Origin of the sequence: Flagellimonas iocasae (assembly GCF_042682725.1) — a bacterium.
In the GTDB taxonomy this organism is placed as follows: domain Bacteria; phylum Bacteroidota; class Bacteroidia; order Flavobacteriales; family Flavobacteriaceae; genus Flagellimonas; species Flagellimonas iocasae.
Genome location: NZ_JBHUHU010000006.1, coordinates 29,263 through 50,206 on the forward strand (window position 1 = coordinate 29,263; position 20,944 = coordinate 50,206).

General features: G+C 41.3%; 22 protein-coding genes and 1 tRNA gene. 11 read left to right on the plus strand and 12 right to left on the minus strand.

Annotation, left to right across the window (positions count from 1 at the left end; all coding sequences use genetic code 11):
• Window positions 1-3: 3 nt before the first annotated feature.
• From rpmG to ftsY, 3 genes are all read left to right on the plus strand, one after another.
• Complete coding sequence (gene rpmG, locus ACFSJE_RS18360; RefSeq protein WP_207099256.1) at window positions 4-186, plus strand: 50S ribosomal protein L33; 183 nt, start codon at window positions 4-6, stop codon at window positions 184-186.
• Between the two features lie 33 nt (window positions 187-219).
• Window positions 220-372, plus strand: a complete 153-nt coding sequence (locus tag ACFSJE_RS18365; protein WP_072879696.1) for a DUF4295 domain-containing protein — start codon at window positions 220-222, stop codon at window positions 370-372.
• Window positions 373-529: 157 nt separating this feature from the next.
• Window positions 530-1,489: a signal recognition particle-docking protein FtsY gene (ftsY, locus tag ACFSJE_RS18370; RefSeq protein ID WP_379832342.1), complete on the plus strand. Its 960-nt coding sequence runs from the start codon at window positions 530-532 to the stop codon at window positions 1,487-1,489.
• A 177-nt stretch (window positions 1,490-1,666) separates the two neighbouring features.
• Here ftsY and ACFSJE_RS18375 read toward each other — a convergent pair whose 3' ends face one another.
• Complete coding sequence (locus ACFSJE_RS18375) at window positions 1,667-2,488, minus strand: leucine-rich repeat domain-containing protein (protein WP_379832343.1); 822 nt, start codon at window positions 2,486-2,488, stop codon at window positions 1,667-1,669.
• A 246-nt stretch (window positions 2,489-2,734) separates the two neighbouring features.
• Here ACFSJE_RS18375 and ACFSJE_RS18380 point away from each other — a divergent pair, with 246 nt between their 5' ends.
• Complete coding sequence (locus ACFSJE_RS18380) at window positions 2,735-4,405, plus strand: amidase family protein (protein ID WP_379832344.1); 1,671 nt, start codon at window positions 2,735-2,737, stop codon at window positions 4,403-4,405.
• Here ACFSJE_RS18380 and ACFSJE_RS18385 read toward each other — a convergent pair.
• Entirely contained in the window at window positions 4,402-5,502 is a 1,101-nt protein-coding gene (locus tag ACFSJE_RS18385) for a serine hydrolase domain-containing protein (RefSeq protein WP_379832345.1), read from the minus strand. The genes ACFSJE_RS18380 and ACFSJE_RS18385 overlap by 4 nt on opposite strands.
• A 126-nt stretch (window positions 5,503-5,628) precedes the next feature.
• Here ACFSJE_RS18385 and rimO point away from each other — a divergent pair, with 126 nt between their 5' ends.
• Window positions 5,629-6,936 carry a 30S ribosomal protein S12 methylthiotransferase RimO gene (rimO, locus tag ACFSJE_RS18390; protein ID WP_379832346.1) on the plus strand — a complete coding sequence of 436 codons (1,308 nt, stop codon included), beginning with the start codon at window positions 5,629-5,631 and terminating at the stop codon, window positions 6,934-6,936.
• 3 nt (window positions 6,937-6,939) lie between these two features.
• Here the strand turns inward: rimO and ACFSJE_RS18395 are convergent, their stop codons facing one another.
• The 4 genes from ACFSJE_RS18395 to ACFSJE_RS18410 are packed head-to-tail and all read right to left on the minus strand — an operon-like array spanning window position 6,940 to window position 9,308.
• Window positions 6,940-7,449: an SRPBCC family protein gene (locus tag ACFSJE_RS18395; RefSeq protein ID WP_379832347.1), complete on the minus strand. Its 510-nt coding sequence runs from the start codon at window positions 7,447-7,449 to the stop codon at window positions 6,940-6,942.
• Window positions 7,446-8,579: a serine hydrolase gene (locus ACFSJE_RS18400; protein ID WP_379832348.1), complete on the minus strand. Its 1,134-nt coding sequence runs from the start codon at window positions 8,577-8,579 to the stop codon at window positions 7,446-7,448. The genes ACFSJE_RS18395 and ACFSJE_RS18400 overlap by 4 nt, the downstream gene beginning before the upstream one ends.
• Before the next feature lie 20 nt (window positions 8,580-8,599).
• Window positions 8,600-8,851 carry a hypothetical protein gene (locus ACFSJE_RS18405; RefSeq protein ID WP_379832349.1) on the minus strand — a complete coding sequence of 84 codons (252 nt, stop codon included), beginning with the start codon at window positions 8,849-8,851 and terminating at the stop codon, window positions 8,600-8,602.
• Between the two features lie 4 nt (window positions 8,852-8,855).
• Window positions 8,856-9,308, minus strand: a complete 453-nt coding sequence (locus ACFSJE_RS18410; protein ID WP_379832350.1) for an SRPBCC family protein — start codon at window positions 9,306-9,308, stop codon at window positions 8,856-8,858.
• A 116-nt stretch (window positions 9,309-9,424) separates the two neighbouring features.
• On the opposite strand from ACFSJE_RS18410, the gene ACFSJE_RS18415 reads away from it, so the two are divergent.
• The 6 genes from ACFSJE_RS18415 to ACFSJE_RS18440 all read left to right on the plus strand — a co-directional run bounded on the left by ACFSJE_RS18415 (window position 9,425) and on the right by ACFSJE_RS18440 (window position 16,231).
• Window positions 9,425-10,306: a peptidyl-prolyl cis-trans isomerase gene (locus ACFSJE_RS18415; protein WP_379832351.1), complete on the plus strand. Its 882-nt coding sequence runs from the start codon at window positions 9,425-9,427 to the stop codon at window positions 10,304-10,306.
• Window positions 10,290-11,693: a peptidylprolyl isomerase gene (locus ACFSJE_RS18420; protein WP_379832352.1), complete on the plus strand. Its 1,404-nt coding sequence runs from the start codon at window positions 10,290-10,292 to the stop codon at window positions 11,691-11,693. The genes ACFSJE_RS18415 and ACFSJE_RS18420 overlap by 17 nt, the downstream gene beginning before the upstream one ends.
• Before the next feature lie 4 nt (window positions 11,694-11,697).
• Window positions 11,698-12,651 (plus strand): AAA family ATPase, encoded by a 954-nt coding sequence (locus ACFSJE_RS18425; protein ID WP_379832353.1) that lies wholly within the window; start codon window positions 11,698-11,700, stop codon window positions 12,649-12,651.
• Window positions 12,652-12,752: 101 nt separating this feature from the next.
• Entirely contained in the window at window positions 12,753-15,020 is a 2,268-nt protein-coding gene (locus ACFSJE_RS18430; protein ID WP_379832354.1) for an aconitate hydratase, read from the plus strand.
• 78 nt (window positions 15,021-15,098) lie between these two features.
• Window positions 15,099-15,659: a TlpA family protein disulfide reductase gene (locus ACFSJE_RS18435; RefSeq protein ID WP_379832355.1), complete on the plus strand. Its 561-nt coding sequence runs from the start codon at window positions 15,099-15,101 to the stop codon at window positions 15,657-15,659.
• Between the two features lie 5 nt (window positions 15,660-15,664).
• On the plus strand, window positions 15,665-16,231 hold the full coding sequence (locus tag ACFSJE_RS18440) for a TlpA family protein disulfide reductase (RefSeq protein ID WP_379832356.1): 567 nt from the start codon (window positions 15,665-15,667) through the stop codon (window positions 16,229-16,231).
• Between the two features lie 2 nt (window positions 16,232-16,233).
• Here the strand turns inward: ACFSJE_RS18440 and ACFSJE_RS18445 are convergent, their stop codons facing one another.
• The 6 genes from ACFSJE_RS18445 to ACFSJE_RS18470 form a co-directional block, all read right to left on the minus strand.
• Window positions 16,234-16,683 (minus strand): sterol desaturase family protein, encoded by a 450-nt coding sequence (locus tag ACFSJE_RS18445; protein ID WP_379832357.1) that lies wholly within the window; start codon window positions 16,681-16,683, stop codon window positions 16,234-16,236.
• Window positions 16,680-17,522, minus strand: coding sequence for a phytoene/squalene synthase family protein (locus ACFSJE_RS18450; RefSeq protein WP_379832359.1), 843 nt, complete (start codon window positions 17,520-17,522; stop codon window positions 16,680-16,682). The genes ACFSJE_RS18445 and ACFSJE_RS18450 overlap by 4 nt, the downstream gene beginning before the upstream one ends.
• On the minus strand, window positions 17,519-18,979 hold the full coding sequence (locus tag ACFSJE_RS18455; protein ID WP_379832361.1) for a phytoene desaturase family protein: 1,461 nt from the start codon (window positions 18,977-18,979) through the stop codon (window positions 17,519-17,521). The genes ACFSJE_RS18450 and ACFSJE_RS18455 overlap by 4 nt, the downstream gene beginning before the upstream one ends.
• Window positions 18,980-18,993: 14 nt before the next feature.
• On the minus strand, window positions 18,994-19,893 hold the full coding sequence (locus ACFSJE_RS18460; protein ID WP_379832363.1) for a MerR family transcriptional regulator: 900 nt from the start codon (window positions 19,891-19,893) through the stop codon (window positions 18,994-18,996).
• Window positions 19,894-20,064: 171 nt separating this feature from the next.
• Window positions 20,065-20,148, minus strand: a tRNA-Leu gene (locus ACFSJE_RS18465).
• Between the two features lie 116 nt (window positions 20,149-20,264).
• Window positions 20,265-20,942: an ABC transporter ATP-binding protein gene (locus tag ACFSJE_RS18470; RefSeq protein ID WP_379832365.1), complete on the minus strand. Its 678-nt coding sequence runs from the start codon at window positions 20,940-20,942 to the stop codon at window positions 20,265-20,267.
• Window positions 20,943-20,944: the final 2 nt, after the last annotated feature.

Genomic DNA, 20,944 nt, shown 5'->3' on the forward strand with positions numbered 1-20,944 from the left:
ACAATGGCAAAGAAAGGAAATAGGATTCAGGTAATTTTGGAATGTACAGAGCACAAGGAATCTGGTCAGCCAGGTACTTCCAGGTACATTACCACCAAGAATAAAAAGAACACGCCAGATAGGATGGAAATCAAAAAATACAATCCTATCCTTAAGCGTATGACTGTTCACAAAGAAATTAAGTAATAGGTTTTAACGAGCCTTATAAAAATATAAGCCATGGCAAAGAAAACAGTAGCAACACTTCAATCATCATCTAAAAGATTGACCAAGGCCATCAAAATGGTAAAATCTCCAAAAACTGGAGCTTACACTTTTGTGGAATCCGTTATGGCACCTGAAATGGTCAATGATTGGTTGAACAAGCAATAAGGTTAACCCTTACTAAAAAATTGAAAGCCACTTTTTAAGTGGCTTTTTTAGTTTCAGTACCTAGATACCTTTTGGGGAAGCGACCTGTGCGCCAGTGATTTTATGTTAAAATAACTCCCCGTACTTTCCTATCTTTGACATTCACTAACGACACAAAATGAGTTTATTCAAAAATATATTTTCAAAGGACAAAAAGGAGACTTTGGATAAGGGATTGGAAAAATCCAAGACCAGCTTTTTTGGTAAGTTGGGAAAGGCAGTGGCCGGAAAATCCAAAGTGGACGATGAGGTACTGGACAATCTTGAAGAGGTTTTGGTCACTTCGGATGTGGGGGTAAACACCACCTTAAAAATCATCGATAGAATCGAGGAACGTGTCTCCAAGGATAAATATATGGGCACGGATGAACTCAATGCAATCTTGCGTGAGGAGATTGCCGGATTGCTCTCCGAGACCCATGTAGGTGAAGAAACCGAATTTACAATCCCGAAGGATAAAAAACCGTATGTTATTATGGTGGTTGGTGTAAATGGTGTGGGCAAGACCACTACTATCGGAAAACTGGCGAATCAGTTCAAAAAACAAGGTCTAAAAGTGGTTTTAGGAGCTGCGGATACATTTCGGGCGGCTGCCATTGACCAATTGGAGGTATGGGCCAAGCGGGTAGATGTGCCTATCATTAAACAAAAAATGGGAAGCGACCCTGCTTCTGTGGCATTTGATACCCTAAACTCAGCCGTGGCGGAAAATGCCGATGTGGTTTTGGTGGACACTGCTGGCCGACTTCATAACAAAGTCAATCTGATGAACGAACTTTCCAAGGTAAAGCGGGTGATGCAAAAGGTAGTGCCTGATGCACCCCATGACGTACTCTTGGTTTTGGATGGTTCCACCGGGCAAAACGCCTTTGAACAGGCCAAACAATTTACCAAAGCCACTGAAGTGACCAGCTTGGCCGTTACCAAATTGGACGGAACTGCCAAAGGTGGGGTGGTCATTGGTATCTCGGACCAGTTCCAGATTCCCGTAAAATATATTGGGGTCGGTGAAGGGATTGATGACCTTCAGGTCTTTAATAAATACGAATTTGTAGATTCGTTTTTTAATCTGAATTAGGAACGAAGAGCACATTTCAATAGAAACGGTCTCGACTATGAGTAGTTAGGTGGATTAGTGGTCAACTTTGCAAATACACACCAAAGTGAAAATCCTTGTGGATTTTCAGAAGCCTGCCCTGAGCATCGTCGAAGTGTAGGCGAGAACCTGTCTGCCGAGAGGCAGACAAGCAATTACTTATAGCCATTGTTGTGCGTAGTTATTTTTTAGTTTTTCAAATTCTTTTTCGTATTTCTCAATTCGAGTTTGGTCTTTTGTCGATAAAAGAAATGGTTTTCTTTTTCCGATAATCATTCTATCGTAAACCAAATTTCCATTTTCATCTTTTATCTCGACTTCGAGATAAGGTCGAAACATTGAACATTCCGTTTTGGTTAATTTGACTGCAAGATTTGCATATTCTTTTGTCGGAAATTGATTGGAAAGTTCAAGTATTTTTAAATTTTTCAGATTTGCAATTGGTTCGAGAGATTCATCTCCGACTTTTATGTTAGTCAGTCTCAAATATTCCAAATGATAAAGTTTAGATAGCGGTTTTAAGCTGTCCACTTTTAACTTTTTATCTATTCCACCATCTAACGACAAACTTTTGATTTTAGTCGCTTTCTCTAATGCTGAGAAGTCCGAAATTTTAGAATAATCTCTAATCGCCAATTTTTTCAAGTTCGGATTGGATTCTATGTTCCAAAGTTCAGTCGCTTTTGTATTCCATTCTGTTATCAGAGTTTCGCAATTACTCAAATTCTCTAAACAGCTTAAATCTTTTGCCAAAAATTGGTAAAGACTCACATATTTCGGTTGATGAAGTGAAAAAATTTGTTCAATGTCTTTTTCTTTAGCTCCAATTAACCAAAGTTTTTCAATATTCAGTTCGTTTAAAAGCTTTCTGTTTTTTACGTCCGCACGAATATGCAATTCCGTTTTAGAATTGTCAAAATCTGCCAAATCAGAAGTAAATTCTGGCTTATTCTCAAATCTGTCTATTGTAATATTGTTCATTTTTTTAATTACGCACAACTTGTTTATATAGATGTAAAATGCAGCTATACACTCCCAAAACGGGAGGTAATCGATGTAAAAGATACTCTTTTATACAAACCTAGCTCTCAAGAAATCAATCATTTCCAAAGAATAAAGTGATGGGGAAATCTTAAATTTAGCAGCTAATTTATGCCAATATGGGTACATACCCTGTTCGAATTCTAAGATTAAATCGAGATCTTGGTAACCTCTAAATATACTATGATGCGCAAGTACCTCCATTTTTGCCTAGCATTTTTGTTGTTTGTCGGTTGCAAACAAGAAAAGGAAACCACTTCCTCAGAAGAAATAATACTGTGGACACCCTACAATGACTCCGCTGAAGTTGCCGCCAATGCCGACCATGAGTATCAGCGAATGCGGTACAAATTCATTCAAAGTAAGGTGTTGGATAAAAATGAGGTGTTCCTGCCTTTGTACGATGAGGTTTCAAAATTTTCGGAGACCCAATATGAAAAGATGAAGCCAATGGTCTTGGAGAAAGATATTAGAACTCTCCAAGCACACATAAGTAAGGGCGATTTTACCTATGAGGACTTGGTGCTGTTTTACCTCCATCGTATTTATAAATATGAATTACCCAATACCACCACACTGAATACAATAATTGCATTGAATCCCAATGTTTTGGAGGAAGCAAGGGCGCTCGAGCCAAATGCCAACGGACATCATCCCATTTATGGGATGCCCATTTTATTGAAGGATAACATCGGCACCTCGGAAATGAAAACCACGGCTGGTGCGGTTGTTCTAAAAGACAATCAAACTGAGGATGCTTTTATCACCAAACGGCTAAAAGAGAAGGGTGCTTTGATTTTGGGAAAAGTCAACCTGAGTGAATGGGCCAATTACCTTTGTGTTGAGTGCCCCAACGGGCAAAGTGCCGTGGGAGGTCAAACCTTAAATCCGTATGGCAGAAGGGTGTTCGATACTGGAGGCTCTAGTGCCGGAAGTGGAACATCCACAGCAGCCAATTATGCGGTGGCAGCGGTTGGCACCGAAACATCCGGTTCCATTTTGTCTCCATCCAGTAGTAACTCCGTTGTGGGACTAAAACCTACCATCGGCCTGTTGAGCCGGACAGGAATAGTGCCCATATCCAGTACTTTGGATACTCCTGGCCCCATGACCAAAAACGTGACCGATAATGCCATTTTGTTGGATGCCATGCTGGGCAAGGACGAAGCCGATTTTAAATCGGTCGCTCCGGAGGCTGAAGTTGCATCGGCATGGAAAAACCCAGCAACACTTAGTGAAATCCGTTTGGGTGTGATGAAAAACCTTTTGGAAAGAGATTCGCTGTATGCTGCCAATGTAGAAATTCTGCGCAATGCAGGAGCACAGATTGTGATGTATGAGAAAATGGACGACTATCACTTGCCATCAACGTTTGTTACTCTTTTAGAGGTTGACATGAAAAATGACCTAAAAAGATACCTACAGGAACAAGTCAAAAACAAGGATATGGTCAAAGTTACTTCGGTCGCCGATGTGGTGGAATTTAATAAACAGGATTCTTTGGTTCGAATTCCCTATGGCCAAGCTCAATTTGAGTCAATTATAGAAGATACAACCACTGAAGAAAGACTACTTAGAATTAAAGAAGATGTTCTAATAACCGGAAGGGGTTTTTTTGACCCCATGCAAGAGCTTAATCTTGATGTTGTTCTTAGTATTAACAACTATCATGCTGGATTCGCTGCCGCAGCCGAATACCCCGCATTGACTATTCCTATGGGTTATATGCCGACGGGACAACCCGAAGGGTTAACTTTCATCGGGAAACCCTTTTCAGAAGAACTTTTATTACAGATTGGAAAATCGTTTGAAGATTTGACCAAGGCAAGAAAACTACCGGAAGGGTATGTAGATTAGTTGATGTAGGCGCTCAACTTTTCCCATAGCTGATTGTCAAAACTAGAAGGTCCCAATTGGCTTTCCCCTGCATCGTCCCCTAATCTGACCACTACCAAGTTTTGGCTGGGAACCACATAAAGTTTTTGGTCAAAGGCACCAAGTCCAGAAATTAAATCACTCGGGGCTTCGGGAATTAAGTCGCCAGTGAAAGAAGCTTCACTTCCCGGAACTTTAAAGTTGCCCTTTCCATTGAGCCACCATAAATAGCCATAGGATGGGTTAAGATTTTGGGAGGTAGTTGTCATTTCGGTAAAGTACGTTTTGTCGGAAAGTATTTCCGTATCCCCCCAAGTGCCTTTGTTGAGACACAACAGTCCAAATCGTGCCATGCTTCGGGTATTGCTGAAAAAGAGGTTGTTATAACCAACTTTTATCCAATTGCCTTGCATTCCAATTCTATCCCGAATCTTTTGATACGAATACTGCTTAAAATCCAAACTGGTGGCGCCAGTCACTATTTGGTCCAATAAGGTATAAGCTGCATTGTGATAGTACCAAAACGTACCCGGTTCATTTTTATAGACTAAACACTCCTTGTCGTAACAAAATGGGTCGTCCACCGTATAGTCCAAACCTGTGGTCATGGTCAAATGGTGACGTATGGTAATATTGGCTTCTTGTTCCGGTGTAAGCATGGACCAACCTTCACCCAAATAATCCATTGAGGAATCGGAAATGGACAAAAAACCCTCTTCTTGGGCAATACCAACGGTCATGGCGGTCAATGTTTTGCCTGCCGAATTCCATGAGTGGTTGTCACTGGCGGTAAAATCTCCAAAATACCATTCCACCACAATCTTTCCATCCTTTAAAATGATGAATCCATCAGTACCTTTTTCTTCCAAAAAGTCATAAAGCGACTGTTCTGCATCGGTATTCCACGACAAGTCAGTTGGAGTTGAAGTTTCCCATGTTCCTCCGTCGGAAGGAGGGAAGTATAGTTCTTCCGTTTCAGGGTCTGGGTTGATGTCTCCATCATCTGTTGAAGCACTGTCCGAAGAACAACTCCAAAGGAGAAAAATCAGAATAAAGAGTAAAGCAGCAGGTCTTTTCATAGTATAGGTATAATAGTTTGACTACTACTGGCGTCAAATGGTTTAACGCTGAATCATGAAAATTATGCAAGCAAATCGATGTAATGCCTTGTGTTGTTGTATTTTTGCAGACCATTTATAGCAACTATGCGTACAAAATCCCTGAAGAAGAACAAAATCAATGTGGTGACCTTGGGTTGTAGCAAGAATGTCTACGATTCTGAAGTGTTGATGGGCCAGCTGCGTGCCAATAACAAAGAGGTGGTGCATGAAGAGGAAGGTAATGTGGTGGTGATAAATACCTGCGGTTTTATTGCCAATGCTAAGGAAGAAAGTGTCAATACCATTTTGGAGTATGTTCAGAAGAAGGAAGCGGGAGAAGTGGACAAGGTTTTTGTGACTGGATGCCTCAGTGAACGCTATAAACCAGATTTGCAGCAGGAAATCCCCAATGTGGACGAATATTTTGGGACAAGTGATTTGCCCAATCTGTTAAAAGCTTTGGGAGCGGATTACAAACATGAGTTGCTGGGCGAACGTCTGACGACCACACCCAAAAATTATGCTTATCTAAAAATTGCCGAAGGTTGTGACCGTCCCTGTTCGTTTTGTGCCATTCCGTTGATGCGCGGTAAGCATAAAAGTAAGCCGATTGAAGAATTGGTGGCGGAATCGGAAAAATTGGCCGCAAAAGGGGTCAAAGAATTGATTTTGATTGCCCAAGACCTCACCTATTATGGTCTTGATCTTTACAAAAAGCGGAATTTGGCTGAATTGCTTCAGGCGTTGGTCAAGGTGGAGGGTATTGAGTGGATACGTTTGCACTATGCGTTTCCCACTGGGTTTCCGATGGATGTTTTGGAGGTTATGCGGAACGAACCCAAAGTTTGTAGTTACATCGATATCCCTTTACAACACATTGCCGACCCCATTTTGAAGAGTATGCGCCGTGGTACCACAAAGGCAAAGACCACCAAATTACTACAGGATTTTAGAGCCGAAGTTCCAGAAATGACCATTCGCACTACCTTGATTGTGGGGTATCCTGGGGAGACCGAAGAAGACTTCCAAACACTGAAGAATTGGGTGAAGGAAATGCGATTCGAGCGTTTGGGTTGTTTTACGTACAGTCATGAGGAAAATACCCATGCCTACAACTTGGAAGATGATGTTCCTGAAGATGTAAAACAGGAACGAGCGAACGAAATCATGGAAATACAATCCCAGATTTCGTGGGAACTCAATCAGGAGAAAATCGGGAAGACCTATCGCTGTATCATTGACCGAAAAGAAGGTAACTATTTTGTGGGTCGTACGGAACACGATTCCCCAGATGTGGATAACGAAGTACTCATAGATGCCGCAAAACACTACGTGAAAATCGGTGACTTTACCCAAATAGAGATTACCGAAGCTTCAGATTTTGATTTGTACGGGATTCCGGTTTCAATATAAAGTCTACATATTTACAAATTCAAATCCGGAAAGTGGGATGTTTCTGAGGTCGAACTCGGTTTCGTTGAGGAGTATCCCATGTTCCATATACGCCTTTAGATTAGCCAACCAAAACGTCCAGCCGTTGCTGCAACCATGATGGATGTTGAGTTTGCTTTCCTCATCTAAGGGGATTTCATATTGTTTCAAGGTGAGGAGCACCGCATTCTTGTGTTCTTCCAGTGAGACGGAAACCTTGCTGTTTGCAAAGGAGATTTCCAAAAAATCGGTTCCATTGGCTTGGAGCACTTTTCCCGTTTCCTGCCCATCCCAATTGTGCCATTTCCAGATGTAATTATCCCCAGCCTGAATTTTTTCATTGGGGTCACGCTGTTTTCCATTTGAGGTGTAGATGGCCTCACTCAAAAACCACGAGGCTATTCCTTCCGAAGTGCCCCAACACCAATAGAGTTTTTCTTTAGGTGCCTTAATGAAGATTTTTTTGGTAAACTGGTCAAAGGTCAACGTGCTCATCGCTTTCTATTTACTTCATACTCATATAATTCGCGTCCCAATTGCGCCAAAAATGGAATACCCACTTCATCGTAATTATAGTCATCGTCATTGAAAACTCCATTGCTGTTCACTAAAATGGTGGCGTTGATGATGAAATCGATGTTGTTCTTGGTATCCTGAATATAGGCGCAATCGGTAAGGGTGCCGTAGGCATAGCCTACCTTATTGTATATTTTGATGTGTTCTGGCATGGGGTCATACATATCGCCGAACATGAAAAACTTCACGTAACTGTCATAAAATTCTTCGGGGTCATAGCCCAGTTTGGCTGGAAGCGTATGCATGGCTTCCAACAAAAAGTTACGCTGTTCATCGCTGAGGTCAAACTGCTGTTCTTTCGGGAATGCCTCAGGAAAAATGATGCGTTTTATAAGCGCGTTTTGCGCTTGGATGGGGAAGTAATTCTTCAGGGAGAAATCAAAAGGAGCCATTTGAAGCGAGTCATCGTTGTAATAAGCTTTCCCTTTTTTTATCCGATGCAATTGTAAGGGCTTTGCCTGAGTGTTGATAATTGGTTTGCTCAGCACGGTTGTAGAATCATTCAAATAAATAACCAAAGGTTTTGTGGTCACATCGTCACCGTTGGGCGCGGATAACCTGTGGGCAATTCGGATGGGTTCCACCCCTCTGTTCCGCATGCGTTGGTTGAGGTCATCTTGACCCAAAAATTCCACCAATCGGTTGTTGGCGGCGTTGTCAGAAACGGCAAAGATTTCTGAAATGGCCTTGGCAAACGTGGTCTCAACGGAATCACCCTCCACATAAAATCGAGTGTATAGTGATAATGAGTCAATCTCATGGAGCTTTTCAAGTGTGGCCACAGCAGCTGGGAATTTGGCCGTACTTGCGGGATAGAAATAGTTGTCCTTATTGACCTGAAAATCGAAATCAGTGAATCGGATGCTATCGTTTCTCCGGTCTATTTGGGTGTAGCGAATTTGAATCTCATGGGCTTTAAGGTTGTCCATTACCCGTGTAATCAATGGACTTTTGGAACTGAGAGCCTTGTCCAAAGGGTCTTTATAGGTGACCCCACCACAGGAATAGGCAAATAAAATCAATCCCCAAAGTACAATTCTTCCCCACATGTTGAATCTTATGGTATCGGTTATTCCAAATAAATTTCGCCGCGATGAGGCTTTAGGATTTCCTTTACCTCTTTTAGTTCAAATTCGGCCACTACTAAAAAAGCGGTGCTATGGGAAGGACTGTGGTGTTCAAATCCGGTAATATCGAATTTAAGCTCTTCAATCATAACGAATTCCTCGAGATGTTTTTGGTAGTGTTCCGCAATTTTGGCTGCACCGGGACCTCTAAAATCCCAGATTATCTTAATTTTTCGATCTAAAACTTTTTCCATAGGGTCATAAGTGTTCAACAGAAGTGCCGTTTTCAGCAAATGCCTTGAAATCCTTCATATAAATGGCAGATTGTTTTTTAAAGGCTCCCGGCATTAAAAGAGCCAACATTTTCATTCCAAAACCTGAAAACTGGAATTCACTCTCTGAAATCCATCGTGTTTTTCCATCCTCTTCCTTAAAATAGTTTTTTTGGATGTTGTGCACACCCTTGGTGTCATACGTAGTATGCATTTCTTCGGGCAGGTTTCGCTTGATTATCGTCTCCACCATATCCATCTTGCGTTTTCCCATTTGATAGCTGAGGCTCATTCGGGCCCCTTCTTGACCAGGATTTTGTGAAAGTTGTTCATAGTCGACCAATCCTCGCTGCCAGTGCTTCATATTCTCTGGATTGTCCAGTTTTTTTATGAATTCATCACGAGGAAGATCTACGACAATTTCTGTGGTATACTTCATTTTTTGAGTGGTTTGGCACTAATGTAACAATTTCTTTGAAGGAACCGTCTACTAAAAATCTGTTAATGAGAAAGGAACCTACTTGTAAGGGATTTTGTAATTGTTATTTTTGCGGAATGCTTAAGCTCCAAAAAAATAGTCTTTTCCTACTTTGCACCTTTGGTGCTCTGCTGGCTTCATCTTGCGAAGGCCTTTTTAATAAAGAGGATGACAGGGTACCCTTGGCAAGGGTGGGGGACGCGTACTTGTACAAAGAAGACATCGCTTCTTTTATACAAGATGACATGTCTGCGGAGGATAGCACCTTGTTTGTGACCAATTATATCAACAACTGGGCGTCTAAACAATTACTGTTGTCCAAGTCCAAAATAAACCTGCCTGAAGAGAAATTGGCAGAATTTGACCGCTTGGTGAATAATTATCGCTCAGATCTGTACACTAGGGCCTATATTGAAGCATTGGTGCTTCAGGCCCAAGATACAGCGGTGTCCAATAATCAGCTTCAGCAGTATTATGAGCGAGAGAAGGAAAACTTTAAGCTTAACGAGAAGTTGGTCCAGTTGCGTTTTGTGGGAATGTCCGAACAGTTTTTGGACAAGGATCAAGTTAAGGCTAAAATCCGGGATTGGAAGGAGAGCGACAAAACCTACTTGGACTCCATTGCGGTCCAGTTCAAGAAGATGCATTTTAATGATTCCATTTGGGTAAGTGCTTCTCGGGTTGTTGAAGAAATACCACCGTTAACTCCTGTAAATGAAGGGGACTACTTAAAAAAATCACAATTTTTTGAGCTACAAGATTCGATAGAGGTATATTTGGGAATGGTGACCAACGTATTGGAAGTCAATGATACGGCACCTTTTGAATACATTGCTCCAGACATTCGACAATTGATTTTAAACCGTCGAAGATTGGATTACGTAAAAAAACTTGAAACCGAAATTATAGATGAAGCTATTAAGAAGAATGAATTTGAGGTTTATGATAAAGAAAAATAGAGCCCTTTGGGCCTTTGTATTTTTAACCACTGCTGGTGTTTTACAGGCACAAGATCAGGACGAATCCATGGCGGTGAACGACTCCACCAGTTCAACCAACAAGGTAAAATTGGACGGTATCTCCGCGGTTATCGGAGATTACGTGATTCTGGAGTCTGATATTGATAAAACACTCATTGATCTAAAAACCCAGGGAGCTTCAACACAGGACATTACCCGCTGCAGCCTTTTAGGGAAATTGATGGAAGACCGTTTGTATGCACACCAAGCTGTACAGGATAGTTTGCTGGTTTCCGATGATCAAGTAAATGCCGCGAGCGATGGTCAGATACAACAACTTTCACAACAGATTGGAAGCGTAGAAAAAATGCTCAGGTATTACAACAAACCTGATATGGAAAGCTTTAGGCAAGAGCTTTTTGAAATCAATAAACTGCGCATGCTTTCTGAAAAAATGCAGAGCAATATTGTAGAGGAAATTGAGGTAACTCCAGAGGAGGTGCGTCAGTTTTTCAATAAAATTCCTGAAGATGAGCGGCCTGTTTTTGGTGCGGAGTTGGAAATCGCACAGATTGTAAAACAACCTGAAGCCACCGAAGAGGAGAAGCAGAAAGTCATCAATCAATTAAAGGAAATTAAGCAAGATGTACTGGAAAATGAGGCTAGCTTTAAAGTAAAAGCCATTTTGTATACCAGAGATGATGCCTCTCGGGCCAATGGTGGATTTTATACGATGACGAGAGAAACTCCTTTTGTAAAGGAATTTAAGGACGTTGCTTTTAGTCTTCAGGAAGGTGAGATTTCGGAGCCTTTTAAAACCATATTCGGATATCATATTATTTATATTGAAAAAATTAGGGGTCAAGAAGTGGACCTTCGACACATCCTTTTGATTCCTGAAGTATCCAAAGCTGCCATTGATGAAGCGGTTCAGGAATTGGACAGTATCCGCCAGCAAATCATAGATGGGAAATACACCTTTGCCGAAGCTGCTTTGAATTTTTCAGATGAAAAGGAAACCAAGTTTGACGGTGGTCTTTTAAGAAACCCCATCAATTTTGATTCCCGTTTTGAATTGACCAAAATGGACCCTACCCTTTACAATCAGGTAAGAAACATTAAGGATGGCGAAATTTCAAGGCCGATTCGTGAAGATGATCCCCGTGGAGGAGCGCCCAAGTTCAAAATCATGAAAATCTCTAACCGTTATGATGAGCATAAAGCAGATTTTGCCAAGGACTACATCAAAATCCAAGAACTGGCGCTTAGGGAGAAACAGTTCAAAGCCATCAAAGAATGGATGGACAAGCGTATTGAGGACACCTATATCCACGTAAATACAGAAAACAGGGACTGCGATTTTGCAAACAACTGGGTAAAGGAATAAATACATGTCAGACGTTACAGCAGTTGAAAATCTTGTAAAAAAACATCAAGCTTTAAAAAAGGAGATTGCCAAGGTCATCGTAGGCCAAGAAAAGGTAATCGAGCAGATTTTACTTTCCATTTATACAGGAGGACATTCGCTATTGATTGGTGTTCCCGGGTTGGCAAAGACCTTAATGGTCAATACCATTGCCCAGACCTTGGGATTGGATTTTAAGCGAATCCAGTTCACGCCAGATTTAATGCCCAGTGATATTTTGGGGAGTGAGGTGTTGGACCAAAACCGGAACTTTAAGTTTATTATGGGTCCCGTTTTTGGAAACATCATCCTTGCCGATGAGATCAACAGAACTCCGCCAAAAACACAAGCCGCCCTTTTGGAAGCCATGCAGGAGCGCGCTGTGACCATAGCCGGGAAACAATATAAACTCAATCAGCCTTATTTTGTATTGGCTACTCAAAACCCTATTGAGCAAGAAGGAACATATCCATTGCCAGAGGCGCAGTTGGACCGTTTTATGTTCGCCATTGAGTTGAAATACCCTTCCATTGAAGAGGAAATCCAAGTGGTGAAATCGACTACCAGCGATGATGAGGTTCAATTGGATACCTTGTTCAATGCTGATGAAATCATTGCGGTGCAACATTTAGTGCGAAGGATTCCTGTTCCGGACAACGTGGTGGATTACACGGTACGATTGGTGAACAAAACCAGACCCGGACTTGAAGGAGCATCCGATTTTGTCAATAATTATGTGGATTGGGGGGCAGGACCAAGGGCATCGCAGAATCTTGTGCTTGCTGCAAAGGCCCATGCGGCCATTAATGGTAAATTTTCTCCCGACATTGAAGATGTGAAAGCAGTGTCATTGGGGATACTTCGTCACAGAATCCTAAAAAACTACAAGGCGGAAGCCGAAGGAATTTCTGAGGAAAGAATTATTTCAGAATTGTTGTAAATATCAAATCTTCGATACTATTTAGGCCAATTCTAATTCAGAAATCGTAGGTATTTTAGTAAATTTACCAAATTACTAAAATCTTAAAACTCAATTGTAGAATGGCATTTGATATTGACATGATTAAGGGCGTCTACGCTTCCATGGGGGAACGTGTGGACAAGGCCCGGGAGTTGGTGGGAAAACCCCTTACCCTTGCTGAAAAAATATTGTATTCGCATTTATGGGATGGAATGCCCACCAAGGAATTTATTAGAGGAAAGGATTATGTTGATTTTGCCCCAGATAGAATAGCCTGTCAAGATGCAACGGCCCAGATGGCTTTGTTGCAGTTTATGCAAGCAGGTAAAGATAAAGTGGCCGTGCCTACAACCGTGCACTGCGATCACTTGATTCAAGCTAAGGAAGGTGCAGCTACCGATTTAAGACATGCCAATGAGACCAGTAAGGAAGTATTTGATTTCCTTGGGTCTGTATCCAATAAATATGGAATAGGTTTCTGGAAACCAGGAGCTGGTATTATTCACCAAGTAGTTTTAGAAAACTACGCATTCCCAGGTGGAATGATGATTGGAACCGATTCGCACACCGTAAATGCGGGTGGATTGGGCATGGTGGCCATTGGTGTTGGTGGAGCTGATGCAGTGGACGTAATGGCTGGAATGGCTTGGGAATTGAAGTTTCCGAAGTTGATCGGGGTTAAATTGACCGGAAAGCTATCCGGATGGACAGCACCCAAAGATGTTATCCTAAAAGTGGCCGAGATTCTTACCGTAAAAGGTGGAACAGGCGCCATTGTAGAATATTTTGGCCCAGGAGCCACTTCAATGTCGTGTACCGGTAAAGGAACCATCTGTAACATGGGAGCTGAAATCGGTGCAACAACGTCAACATTCGGGTATGACGAATCCATGGAGCGCTATTTAAGGGCTACCGATAGGGAAGATGTGGCTGATGCGGCGAATGAAGTAAAAGAATACCTAACGGCAGACCCAGAGGTGTATGCAAATCCGGAGAACTATTTTGATCAAGTGATAGAAATCAACTTGACAGAATTGATGCCGTTGTTGAATGGTCCTTTTACCCCAGACTTGGCTACAGAAGTGGGAACCATGACCGACAAAGCCAACAAGAATGGATGGCCTTTAGCGGTTGAATGGGGTCTGATAGGGTCTTGTACCAACTCTTCTTATGAAGATTTGTCACGAGCTTCTTCCATTGCACAACAGGCTTTGGACAAAAAATTGAAAACAAAAGCGGAATTTGGAATTAATCCAGGTTCTGAACAAGTACGATATACCACGGAACGAGATGGTATCCTCGAGATATTTGAAAAATTGGATGCCAAGATTTTCACCAACGCTTGCGGACCATGTATTGGTCAGTGGGGCCGTTATGAAGATCCAAAGAACGCTCCAAAAAACAGTATCGTTCATTCCTTCAACCGTAACTTCGCCAAGCGCGCGGATGGTAACCCAAACACCCACGCGTTTGTGGCTTCGCCAGAAATGACTGCCGCTATTGCTATCGCAGGTCGTTTAGACTTCAACCCATTGACCGATAAATTGATTAATGAAGATGGGGAAGAAGTGATGTTGGATGAGCCAACAGGATGGGAATTGCCTCCAAAAGGTTTTGAGGTGAAGGACAACGGTTATGTTGACCCTGTGGCTGATGGTAGTAAGGTTGAGGTGGTTGTGGCCGAAGGTTCTGAAAGACTACAATTATTGGAGCCCTTTGAACCCATCACTCCTGCAAGTCTTCAAGGGATGAAACTATTGATCAAAGCTTTTGGAAAATGTACCACAGACCACATTTCCATGGCTGGACCTTGGTTACGATATAGAGGGCATTTGGATAACATTGCCAACAACACCTTGATTGGAGCTGTGAATGCCTTCAATCAAAAGACCAACTTCGTGAAAAACCAATTAACTGGCGAATATGAAGGTGTTCCTGATGCACAAAGAGCCTATAAAAAAGCTGGAATCAAAACGATTGTTGTGGGAGACCATAACTATGGTGAAGGATCATCCAGAGAGCACGCTGCTATGCAACCAAGACATTTGGGTGTGGCTGCCGTATTGGTTAAATCGTTCGCAAGGATTCACGAGACCAACCTGAAAAAACAGGGAATGTTGGCCTTGACCTTTGCCAATGAAAATGATTATGATCTTATTCAAGAAGATGATACCATCAATTTCTTGGATATCGATGCATTTGCTCCAGACAAGCCTTTGACCATTGAATTGGTGCATGCTGATGGAAGCAAGGATACCATAAAAGCGAACCATTCGTACAACAATGCGCAGATAAAATGGTTCAATGAAGGTTCCGCTTTGAACCTCATTAAAAAGGAGAATGCCTAAATTTTTTTAAGATTATTCAATAAAACTCCTGATATTGGCAACATATCAGGAGTTTTTAATTTTAACCAATTGCCAATAATGAAAATCAGTAAAAAGACCGTACTCAATATTGTATTGATTCTTTTTATCCTCTCTTTTTTTGTGACCCCACTCGGATATTATGGTAAGCTATTTTTAAACCGATTATTCGCTTTTTCACCCCCAATCATTGAAGAATCCCAGCGGGAAAACATTCCAGATTATGATTGGCAACTAAAAGATGCGAATTGGGACTTTTTCAATTTTGAAAAGTCAAAGGGAAATGTGGTTTTCATCAATTTCTGGGCTTCATGGCGATTGCCATGTGAAGCTGAGTTGGCAAGCATACAGGAACTATACAACCGGTATAAAGGCAAGATGGATTTCTATATCATCACCAATGAAGAGAGACCTCCCGTGGAAGCATTTATGGAAGAGCACGACTTTACATTTCCGGTGACCTATTTGATTATTGGCGAGAAAATGCCAATTGCATCCAAACCGGTGCCCTCTTCATACCTCATTGATAAATCTGGAGCCATTGTAATCCATAAAGAGGGTATTGCAGATTGGAGCAATGGAAAACTCTATAATCTGTTGGATGAATTGATTGCTGAATAAAAAGTATGAAACTTTCCAAGGAACAAATCAGCAACGGCATATGGATTTTGGCCATCCTATTGATTGTCTTTACGCCTGTTGGTTTTTATGCAAGACTTTGGGTAAATAAAGCTTTAGTTGAAGTTTTGAATCCTAGTGTGTTAGATGAGGAAGAACGGGCCACTTTAAAGGATTATACGTGGGGTTTAACAGATTTGGAGGGTGAGCTAACCAACCTTCAATCAAAAAAAGGAGAGGTTATTTTAATCAATTTATGGGCAACGTGGTGTCCACCATGCGTTGCCGAAATGCCATCATTTGTGGAATTATATTCAGATTATAAGGACAAGGTTACATTTGTCTTTGTGGCGAATGATGAAAAGATGAAGGTTGAAGCGTTTTTACAGAAAAAGGGATACGAACTACCAGTATATTTTCAGTCCACAACCACACCACAACAACTTGAAAGCAGTAGTATTCCAGTTACCTATATTATTGACAAAAAAGGTAATATTGTGGTAAACAGAAGTTGGGTTGCCGATTGGAACTCAAAAAGTACAAGGGCTTTGTTGGATAGTCTTCTCCTAGAGTAGTATTACTTTTTAAAGTATTTAAAGGGAACAAACAACATCCCAAAGCACTCTCCATCTTCCTTGCCTAAATGCTTGTGATGTATTTTATGGGCACGGCGTACACCTTTAGCGTACCAATTATTGGCATTCCTAAATATTTTGAAGCGTTGGTGAATGAAAATATCATGCACCAAAAAATAAGCAATTCCATAGGCCAAAATACCAAATCCCAAAGGCCACCCATACCAAAATGAAGTATAGTTGCCAAGAAAGAATAGGGTCATGCTCACCACGGCATAAAAAATGAAAAAGGCATCATTGCGCTCAAACCAAGAATCATGGTCTTTTTTATGGTGATCTCTGTGCAAACTCCATAAAAATCCATGCATGACATATTTATGGGTGAACCAAGCCATGAATTCCATAAAACAGAACATGCCCAAAAAAATACCTATCCAAAGCGCTATCTTCATTGTACCAATTGTAGTTTATAATTTAAGTAGGATTGGGCCAAAAGTCCAAATTTTTGGTAGTTGGGAACTCGAATGCGGGCATTTTTTATTTCCAAGGGAGGTGTGTCCTGAAGTTTAAAAAGTAACTTTTTATAATAACGATAGGCCGTATATACCCCAAATTTAGCCTGCTCGGGTAGTTTGATGATACCAGAATATCCAATAGCGAAGTCCGCTTTTATTTCATTCACAATTCGCTTTTTGGAAACTTCATCGAGCTCCATCAAGTTGGTATTTGGGAAATAGGTGCGGTTAAGATGCTCGTAATCCGCTTTAAGGTCCCTGAGAAAATTCACTTTTTGAAAAGCGGAGCCCAAAGCCATGGCTGATTCCTTCAATTCCTCATATTTTTCCTTGTTGCCATTGACAAAGACACAGAGACACATCAATCCAACCACATCGGCAGAGCCATAAATGTACTCCCGGTATTCATCAAAGGTCTCATAATTCTTTTTGGTCAAATCCATCCGCATACTTTTCATAAAAGACTCCACTAAATGATAGGGAATATCGTATTTGTGATAGGTGTGCTGGAAGGAATTCAAAATAGGGTTTAAACTGATTTTGTGAGCAATGGCCTGCTGCATATCTGTCTCAAAATCGTTAAAGAGTTTTTCCTTGTTGTACTCATGGAAAGTATCGACGATTTCATCCGCAAAACGGACAAAGCCATAAATGTTGTAAATATCCGCTCGAATTGAGGGAGCCAACATTTTAGTGGCCAAAGCGAAAGAAGTACTGTAGGATTTCGTAACAATCTTGCTACAGTTGTACGAGACATGGTCAAAAATAGTTTTCATCTTTTAGAGTCTTTAGTGATTAAATCAGAAACCAATTTCCCAGAGATTAGGGATGGTGGCACCCCCGGGCCGGGAACGGTAAGCTGACCGGTAAAGAACAAGTTCTTTACCTTGCTACTTTTGAGGTTGGGTCGTAAAAAAGCGGTTTGTCGCAATGTATTGGCCAAACCGTAGGCATTTCCTTTATAGGAATTGTACTGTTCAACAAAATCGTTTACACAGAAACTTTCCTTAAATATAATAGATTCTTTAACAAGTTGTTGGGTTCTTTTTTCAAAGCGGTCCATGACAACATCAAAATATTGTTCTCGAAGTTGCGGTGTATCTTCCAATCCTGGAGCTATCGGAACTAGAAAAAATCCGGTTTCCTGCCTTTTCGGCGCCATGGAGGCATCTGTTACGGATGGAAAATTGGCATAGAACAACGGCTTCGATGGCCACTGGGGCTCATCATAGATTTCTTGGGCATGTTTTTCAAAATCCGTGTCAAAAAACAGGTTATGGTGCTCAATGTTCTCCAGCTTTTTATCAAACCCTATATAAAATAGGAGCGAAGAAGGGGCGTAGGTCTTTTTCTCCCAATATTCTTCGGAGTACTGTCTGTCCTTTTCATCAAGAAGCGTTTCGGAATGATGGTAATCGGCTCCACTGACCACATAATCCGCCAAGTGATTTTTACTTTGACTGCGAATACCAAGCACTTCTTTGTCTGCTACAATAATTTTGGTAACGGGACTATCCACATGGATTTTAACCCCTAATTCTTCGGCCAAATTTTTCATGGCCTTGATGATTTCATACATACCCCCACGCGGATGCCATGTGCCTAATCCAAAATCAGCAAAATTCATAAAACTGTAGAATGACGGGGTATTGTTTGGCTTTGCTCCCAAAAAGAGCACGGGAAACTCCAAAGTGGAAATCAGTTTCGGGTTTTTAAACCGTTTGCGGACCTCCTGACTGATTGTTTTGAAGAATTGGTCAACCCGAAGTACGGTTTCCTTGGTCACCAATTCCAAAGGTGACAGCCCAGGGCGCAAAACCACTTTATTGATGGCAATGTCATAGTTTTCTTGAGCCTGACCGATAAAACGTTTTAGATGTGCACCACTTCCTGACTCCAACCGTTCAAACTCCTCACAAATTTTATCCATACAATCACCAATGGTGACCATATCGTCCTCAAAAAAGATTTTATAGGCCGGATTCAGTTTATCCAGATGGTAGTAATCGGATGTTTTCTTTCCAAAGTCATTGAAAAATTTATCGAAAATATCGGGCATCCAGTACCAACTTGGACCGATATCAAAAGTAAAGCCATCCTTGACCAATTGTCTGGCCCTTCCTCCAACCGTGCTATTTTTTTCAAAGATTTCAACCTCATAGCCGGCCTTGGCCAAATAACAAGCGGCAGAAAGTGAAGAAAAACCGGAACCAATAATAATGACTTTTTCCATTAGCACTTGACCCATTAAAGGAATTCCAATAATTGTTCAATTGAATTGAACGCTTGTACCGATTCAGGGAATGTATCCGCTGTGGCATGCCTTATTTGGTGTCCCAGTACTAAAAGTCTGGAATCGGGTGAAAGCTCCAACAGGTTGGAGAATTGTTCTAAGTAGGCCTGCAGTTCATTTGGGGTTGGCGCAACAGTGAAGTAAGATACAAAATTGATATTATTATAGTATTTCAACAAATCGGATAGGTTTTCCATGGGCATGGTCTGCCCCAAATAGATGGATTTGTATCCTCTGAGCGTAATTTCATAGTTGATATACAACAGTCCTATATCGTGTATTTCATTCTCTGGTAGGAAGAGTGCGAAGACCTTATCGTGTTTGGTGGGTTCTTCCGTTTGCAGCTTTTCCGTTTGAATGTATATTTTTTGTTTAATGAGGTTGGAAATAAAATGCTCATGCGCAGGACTGATAGTATCTGTCTGCCATAGAAGCCCCAACTCGTTCAATAGCGGAATGAAAACTTCATAAAACACATCCCTAAAAGATCGTTCGGCCAACAAGCTGTTATAGGTTTTTTGAAACAGGGATTGGTCAAAATTGAGCATCGCCAACTTAAAGGCATTCAGCGCGTGGCTCTTTTTGCTGTTTTTGGCCACAATTTCTTTGACCATTGTCGGAATCTGGGATTCATCCAGTTTAGCGATTTTGGAAATCTTATAGCCATTGTTGTACAGCAGGGTAATGTTCAATAGCTTTTGTAGGCTTCCAATGGAATAGTTTCTGATATTCGTGGTGGTTCTTTCTGGACTGAAAAGATTATACCGCTTTTCCCATATCCGGATGGTATGTGCCTTTATTCCGGATAGATTTTCCATGTCACGAATGCTGAAGGACTTCTTTACATTGTTCATCTTTTACTGATAAAGATTAAACAAATTTACAATTTAAACCGAACGAACCTATTTTTTTGTCATAAAATTTGGGTTGTACACTTCGAAAAATTAAGGTTTTTAACTGAAAAGATGAACAGTTTTAAAGGAAAAGGTATATAAATAAAAAAACCGCAATCACTTGCGGTTTTGTGCCCACGACTGGAGTCGAACCAGCACGTCCTTGCGAACACTACCCCCTCAAGGTAGCGTGTCTACCAATTCCACCACGTGGGCTTATTGTTTTTTGGCGTCAGATGCCAAAATCTTTGGGGCGACAAATATAGGGGTTTTGTGTAAATATAACTTGCACTATTTTTCTGAAATTATCCGCTTCCGTGGCATGTTTTCGTTCATTGTTTAAAAATTCTGCCGTCTTCCATTTCAATGATACGGTCCGTACGTTTCGCAAAATCCTCATCATGGGTCACAACCAATAGGGAAAGGCCTTGATTTTCCTTCAGATTTTTAAAAATATTGAATACGTTTTCGGAATTATGGCTGTCCAAATTGCCTGTGGGTTCATCACCCATTAAAATCGTTGGGTCATTGATGAGCGCCCTAGCTATAGCCACCCGTTGTTTTTCCCCACCCGAAATTCGGGATGCCCTTTGACCGGCCAAGTGGCCAATATTGAGCATTTCAAGTTTTTGATGTGCGTCTCGCTCGATTTCGGAATTGGATTTTTCACCCAATTTTTTGGCAGGAAGCATCACATTTTCCAAAACACTGAACTCCGATAGGAGATAATGGAACTGAAATACGAACCCAATATTTTTATTACGGATGCGGGATAACTCTTGGTGGGATTTCCCTGTTATCAGTTCATTGCCCAAGTACAGTTCGCCCGTATAATCGGTATCCATGGTGGAAAGAACATACAATAACGTGGATTTTCCCGAACCTGATTTTCCCATAATGGAGGCGAATTCACCTTCACGGACGCCAAAAGAGATATCCTTCAACACATGGAAATCCTTGGGTTTATAAAAATGCTTGTTGATATTTTTGGTTTCCAGGACGAGTTTCATAG